This is a genomic window from Streptomyces sp. AK010, assembly GCF_014207295.1.
GTDB classification, from domain to species: Bacteria; Actinomycetota; Actinomycetes; order Streptomycetales; family Streptomycetaceae; genus Streptomyces; species Streptomyces massasporeus.
On sequence record NZ_JACHCX010000001.1, the window covers coordinates 330,964 to 341,818 of the forward strand.

The window sequence follows — 10,855 nt, forward strand, 5'->3', positions numbered from 1 at the left end:
ATGACGAAGATCGACACCAGCCGTCCGGACAGCGTGCTGCCCACCCCCTCGCACACCGTCGGCCCGTTCTACGGACACGCCCTGCCCTTCCGCGGCGGCGAGGACATCGCACCACTCGGACACCCCGACACCGTCACCGTGCACGGCTATGTCACCGACGGCGAGGGCGACCCGCTGCCGGACGCCCTCATCGAACTCTGGGGCCCGGGGCCCGACGGCACCATCCCGACCGCCGACGGCTCGATGCGGCGCGACCCGGCCTCGGGCGGCTTCCTCGGGCGCAACGGCGTGGAGTTCACCGGCTGGGGACGCATCCAGACCGACGCGAACGGGCACTGGTACGCGCGGACACTGCGGCCCGGTGCCCGGGGGCAAAGCGCCCCGTACCTTTGCGTGTGCGTCTTCGCGCGCGGGCTGCTCGTGCACCTCTACACCCGGATCTACCTGCCCGGCGACGCGGCGGTGCTCGCCGCCGATCCGCTGCTGTCCGGGCTGGAGGACGCTCGCCGCGACACGCTGATCGCCGCGGAGGAGGGGGACGGCACGTACCGTTTCGACATCCGCCTTCAGGGCGAAGGCGAAACGGTCTTCCTGGAGTTCCAGTGACAGCTCACCCCGGCGACACCGGCCTGCTCGCACCCGGGTGGTCCGACTCCGCGGCGGCCTCCGCCACGAGTGATGACGCGTTTCTGCGGGCGCTGCTCGACGCGGAGGCCGCGCTGTCCCGGGCTCAGGCCGCCGCGGGCCTCGCCCCGGCCGCGGCGGCGACGGCGGTGACCGAAGCGGCGGGCGCCGGCGCCTTCGACGTACGGTCCCTCGCCGAGCGGGCGCGCACGGGCGGCAACCCCGTCATCCCCCTGGTCGCCGATCTGACGAAGGCCGTGGGCGACGCCCACGGCCCCTACGTCCACCGGGGCGCGACCAGCCAGGACATCATGGACACGGCGATGATGCTGGTGGCCGCGCGGACCCTCGACCCGGTCCTCGCCGACCTCGGCCGTACCGAACAGGCCCTGTCCCGGCTGGCCGCCGAGCACCGTGACACGGCGATGCCCGGGCGGACCCTCACCCAGCACGCCGTACCGACCACGTTCGGCCTGAAAGCGGCCGGATGGCGGTCGCTGGTGCTCGACGCACGGGAACGGGTGCGGGCCGTACGGGAGTCGTTGCCGGCCCAACTCGGCGGCGCGGCGGGGACGCTGGCGGCCTTCGGGGCGTACGGCGCGAGCGATCCGGCCGGGCTGCCGGAGAGCTACGCCCGCGAACTCGGCCTCCGTGCGCCCGAGCTGCCCTGGCACACCCTGCGGACGCCGATCGGCGATCTCGCCGGGTGCCTGGCCTTCGCGGCGGGTGCGCTCGGCAAGCTCGCCGTGGACGTCCTGACCCTGTCGCGCACCGAGATCGCCGAGGTCGCGGAGGGCAGCGGCGGCGGATCGTCCGCCATGCCGCACAAGTCCAATCCCGTGCGGTCCACCCTGATCGCCTCCGCCGCGCGGCGGGCACCGCAGCTCGCGGCCACGCTCTACGGATCCATGGCCGCCGAGGACGAACGTCCGGCCGGGGCCTGGCACGCCGAGTGGGAGCCGCTGCGCGACCTCCTGAGGCTGGTCGGCGGGGCCGCCCGGGACGCCGCCGACCTGGCGGAGGGACTGCGGGTCAGGCCCGAGGCGATGCGCGCGCACCTGGATCTCACGCACGGGCTGATCGTCTCCGAGCGGCTGTCCGCCGAGCTGGCCCCGGTGCTGGGCCGCGCCCGCGCCAAGGAACTCCTCACCCGACTGGCCTCCGCGGGGCAACCCCTCCCGGCAGCCCCGGAGTTGACGGACGTCGACCTCGACCCCACCCATTACACGGGCTCCGCCGGGGCCCTCACCGACCGTGCTCTGGAGCGACGTTGACCCTCCTGAACCACCACGCCGAAGGGCCCGCCTCCGCTCCCCCGCTGCTGCTCGGCCCCTCGCTCGGCACGTCGTACGCCCTCTGGGACGAGGTGGCACCCGAGCTGTCGATCAGCCACCGGGCGGTGCGCTGGGACCTGCCGGGGCACGGCGGTTCGGCGGCCGGTCTCATCCAAGCGGGCGCGACGGTCGGTGACCTCGCCGGGCTGGTGCTGGCGCTCGCCGACTCGCTCGGCATCGAGCGGTTCGCGTACGCGGGCGTGTCCCTGGGCGGGGCCGTCGGGCTGCACCTCGCGACGCACCATCCCGAGCGGCTGTCGTCGCTCGCCGTGATCTGTTCGTCGGCGCACTTCAACGGTTCCAAACCCTGGGAGGAGCGGGCCGCGCTGGTGCGGAGGGAGGGGCTCGCCGGGCTGGCGGAGAACGCCGACGCGCGCTGGTTCGCCGGTGACTTCACCGTGCCGCGCCTGGTCCGCGACCACCGGGACGCCGACCCGGAGGCGTACGCCGCCTGCTGTGACGCGCTCGCCGCGTTCGACCTGCGGGACCGGCTCACGGAGATCGCCGTGCCGACCCTGCTGGTCGCGGGCCGCGAGGATCCGGCGACGCCCCCTTCGCATCTGCGGGAGATCGCCGACGCCGTGCCGCGCGCGACGCTCGTGGAACTGCCGGGCGCCTCCCATCTGGCGCCCGCGCAGTGCCCGGAGGCAGTGCTGACCGCCCTGCGCGCCCACCTCGGTTCAGCGGCCCCGCGGGGCATGGCCGCACGGCGGGAGGTGCTCGGCGACGCACATGTCGACCGGGCGCAGGCCCGTCAGACACCGTTCACGGCCCGCTTCCAGGACTTCATCTCGCGCTACGCCTGGGGCGAGATCTGGACCGACCCGACCCTGTCCCGCCGCGAGCGCAGCATGATCACGCTCACCGCGCTGGTCGCGCACGGCCACTACGACGAACTGGCCATGCACGTCCGCGCGGCCCGCCGGGGCGGCCTCACCCCGGAGGAGATCGGCGCGGTGCTGCTCCAGACGGCGGTGTACTGCGGGGTGCCGGCGGCGAACTCGGCGTTCGCTACGGCCCAGCGGGTACTGGCGGAGGAGGACGGCAACTCCTGACTGCGCCGGACATGGCTGCGCACGCCTGACCCCCGCATGACCGCGCACATGACCGCGCACGCCTGACCGCGCGCACGCCTGACCGCACTCCTGACCGCGCACACCTGACCGCGCACGCTTGACTGCGCACACCTGACCGCGCACATGACTGCGCACACCTGACCACGCGCGCCTGACCGCGCGCCCGGACTACGCCGGTCCGACGCCGGAGGTGAGCGCCGCCCGGGCCCGCTCCGCCAGTCCGTCGGCGCCGCACGAGACCGCCAGGTCCAGGCCGCGCTCGAGGTCGCTCACCGAGCGGGCGGCGACGCCGAACTCGATGCGGGCCGCCGCGTACTCGTACTGGCAGGGCGAGGCCTCCAGGTAGGTGACGGCCTGGGCGTAGAGCCGGACCGCGCGCTGACCGGTCTCCAGGTCGGCGGCACAGCGCAGGGCCTCCCCTATCGCCGTGTCCGTGCCGAAGCGCTCCGCCTGGCGGCGGACGTCGACGGCGAGCCGGGCGGCCCGGGCCGGGTCCTCGGCGCTGAGGGCACGGGCGAGGTCGGCCGCCCAGGGGACGAGCACGGGGTTGTGGTGCCCCCGGGCCGCCGCGGCCTTCTCCGCCGCCTCCAGTTCGTTGATGCCGTCCTTGGTCCGGCCGACGGCCAGCAGCAGCCGCCCGCGGACCGAGCGGGGATCCGGCAGGACGATGGTGGACGGGTAGGGCGGGGCGAAGCCGTGCCGTTCGGCGACGTCCCAGGCCTCCTCGACATGGCCGCGGGCCAGCAGGGTGTCGACCAGGCTGCACGTCGCCGACCAGTACAGGGGCAGACCGCGGCCGACGCGCTCGGCGAGGCGCAGGGCCTCGCGCAGGGACGTCTCGGCCTCCTTCAGCCGGCCCCGCCTGCGGTGGCCGATCCCGACGTAGGCGTGGGCCAGGGCGAGGTGACCGCCGCTCCAGCCGGCCGTCTCGTAGGCGCGCAGCGCCTCGTTGTAGAGGGTCTCGGCGCGGTCGAGGCGGTCGGTGAAGCCGTAGGCGTTGGCCAGCATCAGCAGCAGTTCGATGCCCCACTCGGTGTCGGTCCAGCCGAGTCCGGGGGCCAGCCGGCCGTTGACGAGGGCGCGGTCGCACAGTTCGGCGACCTCCTCGGCGTTCTCGCCGTGCATCAGGGCGTCGAAGCCGCGCAGGATGAGCAGGGCGCGTTCGGAGTTGTCCCGGCCGGTGCAGGTGCTCGCGAGTTCGGCGAGCCGCTGGGAGCGTTCGGGTGAGGTGGCCTCGCCGGCGTGCAGGCCCTCCCACATGAAGTGCACGGCCTGGAGCCGCATCCGGGCGGGTCCGGGCCGGAGCCGGGCGGCCTCCGCCTCGACCGTGCGGACGGCCTCCTCAAGCTGGTCGTTGTGCAGGAGTGCCTGGGAGAGCCGGAAGACGGCGTCCACCCGCTGGTCGCCGTCGAGGCCGGGCATGCCGAGCGCGGTCCGCAGATGGCCGATGGTGCGGGCCGGCGCGGTGAGGAAGGTGGCCCCGGCGAGTTCGTAGAGCACGTGCGGATGGGAGTCGGGCCGGGGCGGTTCCTTCAGGGCGCGCTCAAGGCAACGGCGGGCGGCGTCCGGTGCGCCCACGGCGAGGTGTTCGCGGGCGGCCTCGCGCAGCTGCCCGACGAGTTCCTCGTCGTCGTCCGGGTGGACCTCCAGGAGGTGGCGGGCGGCGGCTGCGGCGCCGTGTCCCTCGTCGGAGACGATCCGGGCGGCGATGCCGTGCATGGCGGTGCGCAGGGCGTCGGGGATGGAGTTGTAGACGGCGGTCGCGATCAGCGGGTGGACGAACTCCAGGTCGCCGTCGGTGCTGCGGCCGGTCGCGGGGTCGGGCGCGGTGAGGATGCGGGCGGTGCGCAGCAGTTCGGCGCAGCGTCGGGCGTCGTCCGGCCGCAGGGTGGCGAGCTTGGCGACCAGGCCGACGGAGATGCCGGTGCCGAGGATGGCGGCGGCCCAGGCGAACCGGGTGGCGTCGATGCCGAGTTGCTCCAGGCGGGCGACGAGGCCGCCGCCGCGGGCCGAGCGGTTCAGCTCGCGCAGTTCGCCGGCCCGGGCCTCGACCGGGTCGAGCTCGCTGTCCTGCACCTTGGCGAGGAGTTCGACGGTCTCGTAGGGGTTGCCGGCGGTGACGGCCCAGACCTCGCGGCAGAAAGCGGCGTCGGCGTGCCGGCCCAGGGTGGCGCGGGTGAGCCCGGCCGTGGCGTCCGGGGTGAGTGCGCTCAGGGTCGTGACGGGGCCGTCCGCCGCGGCGGCGACGGTGTCGAGGTAGCGGGCGCTCGGACCGGAGACCTCCTCGGAGCGGCGGGCGACGACGACCAGGACGGACATCTCATCGAGGCGCTCGGCGAGCCCCGCGAGCCAGTGCAGGGTCTCCTGGTCCGCCCAGTGGGCGTCGTCGATCAGCAGCACCAGTGGCCAGTCCCTGCGGGCGAGCCGGCGCACGGCCGCGACCAGGCCGTCGCACACGCCCTGCGGGTCGGCCCGCCGGTCGCCGGGCTCCGCTATGCCGAGGGCGGGGCCGGCGATGTCGTACCAGTCGCCGAGGTACTCGCGGGCCTCCTCCGGCAGCATCGTCACCAGGGCCGGCTGCAGCAACTGCCGTACCACGTTGAAGGGGACCGACCTGAGGGTCTCGCCGCCGCGCGCCGACCAGACCGTGCAGCCGCGGGCCTCCGCGATACGGCGGGTTTCGGCCAGCAGTGCGGTCTTGCCGAGTCCCGCCTCGCCGCGGAAGACCAGCAGTGCGCCGGACGAGGATCGGTCCGTGCACAGGCTGTCGACCGCCCGCGCGACGGCGGCGACCTCCTCGTCGCGCTCCCACAGGGAAGCCGAGGCGGCGGCCGTGGGCCGTACCTCCGTCATCCCGCTACCTCCCCAAGTCGCCCGAACGACGTACAGACGTCGAGCGTAGCCGTCCGATTGCCTGAGTGGAGGGTGGTCGGGGCACCTCTTGCCGTGACGGATGACACCGGGTGCGGCCGGGCGACGGAGCGGGCCCGCCACCAGCCGCCTTCGGGTCAACAGCGCGTGAGGTCACGGGAGGTGACGTTCATTCAGCAGCAAGGGGACACACGACGCGGCCGCCGGGCGGTGGTCGCGGGGTCGGTGGGCAATCTCATCGAGTGGTACGAGTTCGGCGTCTACGGCTACTTCGCGACGATCATCGCGGCGCGGTTCTTCACTCCGGAGGGCGGCAGCGAGGCCGAGGCCCTGGTGAAGACGTACGCGTCCTTCGCGCTCGCGTTCTTCTTCCGACCCGTCGGCGCGGCGCTTTTCGGCCGACTCGGCGACCGGATCGGGCGGCGTCCGGTGCTGGTCCTCGTGATCACACTGATGACCGTGGCGACGACGCTGATCGGCGCGCTGCCGACGTACGCGCAGGCGGGTGCCCTGGCACCCTGGCTGCTGACGTTCCTGCGGGTGCTCCAAGGGCTGTCGGCAGGTGGGGAGTTCGGCGGGGCGGTGTCGGTGATGACGGAGTTCGCGCCGCCGGGCCGGCGTGGGCTGTACGGGTCGTTGCAGTCGTTCACGGTGGCGCTGGGCCTGCTGGCCGGTGCGGGGGCGGCGGCGCTGCTCGCCACCGTGCTGACGGCGGAGCAGCTGGGGGCGTGGGGCTGGCGGCTGCCGTTCCTGCTGACCTTGCCCCTGGGGCTGGGCGCGTTGTGGCTGAGGCTGCGGCTGGACGAGACACCGGCGTTCGTGGCGGAGCGGTCCGAGGGGACGCCTCCCCCGCGCGCGGTGGTCCGGGCCGTCGTGCTGGGCTCGGGGCGGATCATGGGCTGGGCCGCGGCGGGGTACACGTTCCTCGTCGTGCTGCCGTCGTATCTGCAGAGCTCGCTGGGCGCGACGTTCCAGCAGGCGCTGGTGGCGACCGTGCTGGCCAATCTCGGTTTCGCGGCGACGATCGTGCCGGCGGGGCTGCTCAGCGACCGGCTCGGACGGCGGGCGGTGATGGTGTCGGGGGCGGTGATGGTGGTGGTTCTCGCGGTGCCGCTGCTCAACCTTCTGCAGCAGCCCGGTGTTTCGAACACCGTGAAGGGTGTGGCGGTGTGCGGCGCGGGTGCGGTGGTGGGGCTGATGGCGGGGCCGGGGCCCGCGATGCTGTCGGAGATGTTCCCGACCCGGGTGCGCTGCACGGGCCTGGGACTCGCCTACGCGCTGTCCAATGCGGTGTTCTCGGGGTGTGCCGGGCTCATCATCACGGAGACGATCGAGCGGACGGGCAGCGTGGACGTCCCCGCGTACTATGCGGCCGCGGCGTGCGCGGTGAGCGTGCCGGCGCTTCTCACGCTGCCGTCCGCGCGGCGGGCCGGGGTACCGAAAGCGGGGGTGGAGAGGGCGGGTTGATCGGATGCGGGTGATCGGATGCGGGTGATCGGTCTGATGTCGGGCACGTCGTACGACGCGATCGACGCGGCGGCGGCCGAGCTGGACCTCGTCGGCGACAGCCTGGTGCTGAAGCCGCTCGGCAGGGTGAGCGAACCGTACGACGAAGACGTGCGCGAGGCACTGGCCGCCGCGCTGCCGCCGGGGACCACCACGCTGGGCGAGGTGTGCCGGCTGGACACCCGGATCGGGCAGGCCTTCGCGGCGACGGCGGTCCGGGCCGACCGCGAACTGTGCGAGGGACGGGCGGAGTTGGTCTCCTCGCACGGGCAGACCGTCTACCACTGGGTCGCCGGCGCCGAGGTCCACGGCACGCTCCAGCTGGGGCAGCCGGCGTGGATCGCCGAGGCGACCGGGCTGCCCGTGGTCGCCGACTTCCGGCCGCGTGACATCACCGCCGGCGGGCAGGGCGCGCCGCTGGTCAGCCTGGTCGACCTGCTGTGGCTGCGCGGCCGGCCGGGCAGGCCCGTCGCGCTCAACATCGGCGGGATCGCCAACCTCACCGCGCCCGACGGGACGGCCTTCGACACCGGGCCGGGCTGCGCGCTGATCGACGCGGCGGCCCGGGGGTTCAGCGGCGGGGCGCTGGCCCACGACACGGACGGGTTGCTGGCCGCGCGGGGCCGGGTGCACGGGCCGTTGCTGGACCGGCTGCTCCAGGAGCCGTACTACACGCTGCCCGCGCCGAAGACGACGGGCAAGGAGCTGTTCCACCTCGGTCATCTGCGGGACGCGCTGGCCGGGTTCGGAACGCTGCCGGCCGAGGACGTCGTCGCCACGCTCACGATGCTCACGGCCCGGACCGTGGCGGACGCCGTGGGGTCGGTGGGTGCGACGGAGGTGGTCGCCTCGGGCGGCGGGACGCGCAACCCGGTGCTGATGGCGATGCTCGCGGACCTGCTGCGGGGCGTGGCCCTGCGCACCTCCGACGATCTGGGTCTGCCGTCCGACGCCAAGGAGGCGTACGCCTTCGCGGTGCTGGGCTTTCTGACCCTGCACGGCCTGCCGGGCACGGACCCGGCGAGCACGGGGGCCCGGCATCCCAGCGTGCTGGGGTCCGTGACCCCGGGCCGGGACGGGCTGCGACTTCCGCCGCAGGCGGTTCGGCAGCCGGCGCGGCTGCTCCTGGAATAGCCGATTCCGACTCCTCTCATGCCTCTTTCACCGACGCCTCATACGGTGGGGGCATGACGCAGGAGACTCCCCCCGGGTGGTACGCCGATCCCGGACAGACGAGTGACGGGCCCGCCACCCAGCGCTGGTGGGACGGCAGGACCTGGACGGACCGCATCCGCCCGGCGCAGCCCCCCGCGACCTGGGGTCCCCCGACGGCTCCGGCCTCCGCCGGTCCCTCACCGACGGGTCAGGCGCCCCTGGCCGGGACTTCGACGGCACCGGCGGACCAGCCGGCCGCGGCCGGGGAGCCGACCGGGACCGGAGCGCCGGGAGCCGGTGAGCAGGCCGGGAGCGGGATACCGGGAACCGGACAGCCGAGTGCCGGCGAGGCGGCGGGAATCGGGCAGTCGACCAAAGCCGGGGGTCCGGGATCGGCCGGAGGTCCGGGATCGCCCGGAGGTCCGGGAACAGCCGCAGGTCCGGGATTTACAGGTGAGCCCGGATCCGCAGGTCTTCCGGGATCCGCAGGGAGCCTGGGATCCGGCGGGCAGCCCAGCGGGGGCGGGCAGCCCGCGGACGCCTGGTGCTCCGGGGCGGCCGCGTATCCGGGTGCCGCCGGGCAGCCGGGAGCCGGTGGGCAGCCCGGCGGTGGTGCATACCCGGGGGCCGCCGGGTATCCCGCCTACCCCGCCTGTCCCGCCCCGCCCGAGGGCGGAAAGGGGCGGCGGCTTCGCCTGGGCGCCTCCGTCGCCGCGGCCGTGGTCGTCCTCGCCAGTATCGGCGTGGGCGTGTACGCGCTGACGGACGACGGCGGCGGGGGCGGCTCGCCCACCTCGCAGGGACCCGGCGGGCCGGGCGCCCCCGGAGGCCAGGGCGGCCCGTTCGGCGGGCCGGGCGGATCCGGAGGATCGGGTGGGTCCGGGGGCTCCGGCGGGTCGGGAGGATCCGGCGGCGACGGCGGCTCCGGTGGGCGGAGTCCGCAGCCCGAGCAGTCCGAGCCGCCGAAGATCAGGAGTGGTTCGGTGACCGATTCGGTCAGCGGGATCAGCCTGCCGATCCCGAAGGGCTGGTACGGCCAGCAGGCCAACGCCGGTGCCCAGGTGACGTCCGACGACTCCTACAAGTGCCCCGGCGACACCTCATCGACCTGCACGAAGGGCGGCGCCTACTCGGCGCCGGCCCTGCTGCTCGGCACCAAGGGCGCCACCGCCGAGGAGATCGCGAAGGCGGACATCGCGAAGAACGCCGAGGAGTCCTACGGCGGCAAGTCGTACGGCGGGATCACCTCCCACGACGTGCTGGACTCCAAGGCCGTGACCGTGGCCGGGCAGAAGGGCTACCTGGTCCGCTGGAAGGCCGTCACGAGCAAGGGCGCCGACGGCATCGTGGAGTCGCTCGCGTTCCCCTCCCCGGCCAACGCGAAGCAGATGGTGGTCGTGCGGTTCGGCGTCGACGCGGACCAGAAGGAGACCGTGCTCGACGACATCGCCAAGGGCATCAAGGTGTCGACGGGCAGCGGCAACGGCCAGGACATCTGACCGCGAGCGGGCGCCCCGCGGACACCGGTCGGCCGGGTGGGGCGCCCCTGCCGCTCACAGGGGAACCCCACCCGGCCGGGGGTGCGCGCCGCCCCCGTCCCCACGGGTCGGCGCGGTCGGGTCACCGTCCGGTCATCCGGCGGACGGCGGCCCGGGTCTCAGGTCAGGCCCAGCGCCGGCAACACGGCCGCCTCCACGAAGCGGACCAGGTAGTCCGGGTCCGCGTACTCGCCCTCCAGGACGGGCCGGATGCGCAGGACGCCGAACATCTGCGCCGGGATGTACTCCAGCGCCGGGTGGTCGGCCGGCACTTCGCCCCGCTCGACCCCGCGCCGGATGATCTCCTTCAGCGCGGCGATCTCCGGCTCGACCAGCGCCTCGCGCAGGGCGCGCTGCAGCTCCGGGTCCTGAGGGGCCGCGTGCACGAGCGCCTGGAGGAGCCTGGTGTCCCGGCCCGACAGCTCTCCCGCCGCCCGGGCCGCCTCACGCAGGTCGTCCGCGAGCGAGCCGGTGTCGATGCAGCGGGTCCGCCGGTGCGAGCGCAGCGCCGCCGCCACCAACTGAGGCTTGGTCTTCCACTGACGGTAGAGCGTGGACTTGCTGCACCGGGTGCTGGCGGCGATCCCCTCCATGGTGACGGAGTCGTAGCCGCACTCCCTCAACTGCTCCAGCACGGCGTCGTAGAACTCCTGCTCGCGCTCGGGCGTGATCTTGGAGCGGCGCGTGACACCGACCGGCTCGGGCCGGTCCGCAGCCTGCGACGTCATGGGCGGTGCTCCTGGCTTTCGTC

At 74.3% G+C, this 10,855-nt stretch carries 8 protein-coding genes and 1 pseudogene; 7 read left to right on the forward strand and 2 right to left on the reverse strand.

The genetic code is table 11. The features are described from left to right. The 3 genes from pcaG to pcaD are packed head-to-tail and all read left to right on the forward strand — an operon-like array spanning position 1 to position 3,013. Complete coding sequence (pcaG, locus tag HDC93_RS01550; protein ID WP_185006373.1) at positions 1 to 606, forward strand: protocatechuate 3,4-dioxygenase subunit alpha; 606 nt, start codon at positions 1 to 3, stop codon at positions 604 to 606. Beyond that, positions 603 to 1,898: a 3-carboxy-cis,cis-muconate cycloisomerase gene (pcaB, locus tag HDC93_RS01555; protein WP_185006375.1), complete on the forward strand. Its 1,296-nt coding sequence runs from the start codon at positions 603 to 605 to the stop codon at positions 1,896 to 1,898. The genes pcaG and pcaB overlap by 4 nt, the downstream gene beginning before the upstream one ends. Beyond that, positions 1,895 to 3,013 (forward strand): 3-oxoadipate enol-lactonase, encoded by a 1,119-nt coding sequence (gene pcaD / locus HDC93_RS01560; protein WP_185006377.1) that lies wholly within the window; start codon positions 1,895 to 1,897, stop codon positions 3,011 to 3,013. The genes pcaB and pcaD overlap by 4 nt, the downstream gene beginning before the upstream one ends. A gap of 189 nt (positions 3,014 to 3,202) precedes the next feature. Here the strand turns inward: pcaD and HDC93_RS01565 are convergent, their stop codons facing one another. Next, positions 3,203 to 5,887, reverse strand: a complete 2,685-nt coding sequence (locus HDC93_RS01565; RefSeq protein ID WP_185006378.1) for an AAA family ATPase — start codon at positions 5,885 to 5,887, stop codon at positions 3,203 to 3,205. Positions 5,888 to 6,067: 180 nt separating this feature from the next. Between HDC93_RS01565 and HDC93_RS01570 the strand changes: the two genes are divergently transcribed. From HDC93_RS01570 to HDC93_RS01580, 4 genes and pseudogenes are all read left to right on the forward strand, one after another. Further along, the gene (locus tag HDC93_RS01570; RefSeq protein WP_185006380.1) at positions 6,068 to 7,372 is read left to right on the forward strand and encodes an MFS transporter; all 1,305 of its coding nucleotides are present in this window, start codon (positions 6,068 to 6,070) and stop codon (positions 7,370 to 7,372) included. 18 nt (positions 7,373 to 7,390) lie between these two features. Further along, entirely contained in the window at positions 7,391 to 8,545 is a 1,155-nt protein-coding gene (locus tag HDC93_RS01575) for an anhydro-N-acetylmuramic acid kinase (RefSeq protein WP_185006382.1), read from the forward strand. Positions 8,546 to 8,598: 53 nt separating this feature from the next. Continuing rightward, positions 8,599 to 8,715: pseudogene (locus HDC93_RS38025) on the forward strand (DUF2510 domain-containing protein); the annotation flags it as partial. Positions 8,716 to 9,060: 345 nt separating this feature from the next. Continuing rightward, positions 9,061 to 10,065, forward strand: coding sequence for a hypothetical protein (locus HDC93_RS01580; RefSeq protein ID WP_260419374.1), 1,005 nt, complete (start codon positions 9,061 to 9,063; stop codon positions 10,063 to 10,065). A gap of 158 nt (positions 10,066 to 10,223) precedes the next feature. Here HDC93_RS01580 and HDC93_RS01585 read toward each other — a convergent pair whose 3' ends face one another. Beyond that, positions 10,224 to 10,832 (reverse strand): TetR/AcrR family transcriptional regulator, encoded by a 609-nt coding sequence (locus HDC93_RS01585; protein ID WP_185006386.1) that lies wholly within the window; start codon positions 10,830 to 10,832, stop codon positions 10,224 to 10,226. Positions 10,833 to 10,855: the final 23 nt, after the last annotated feature.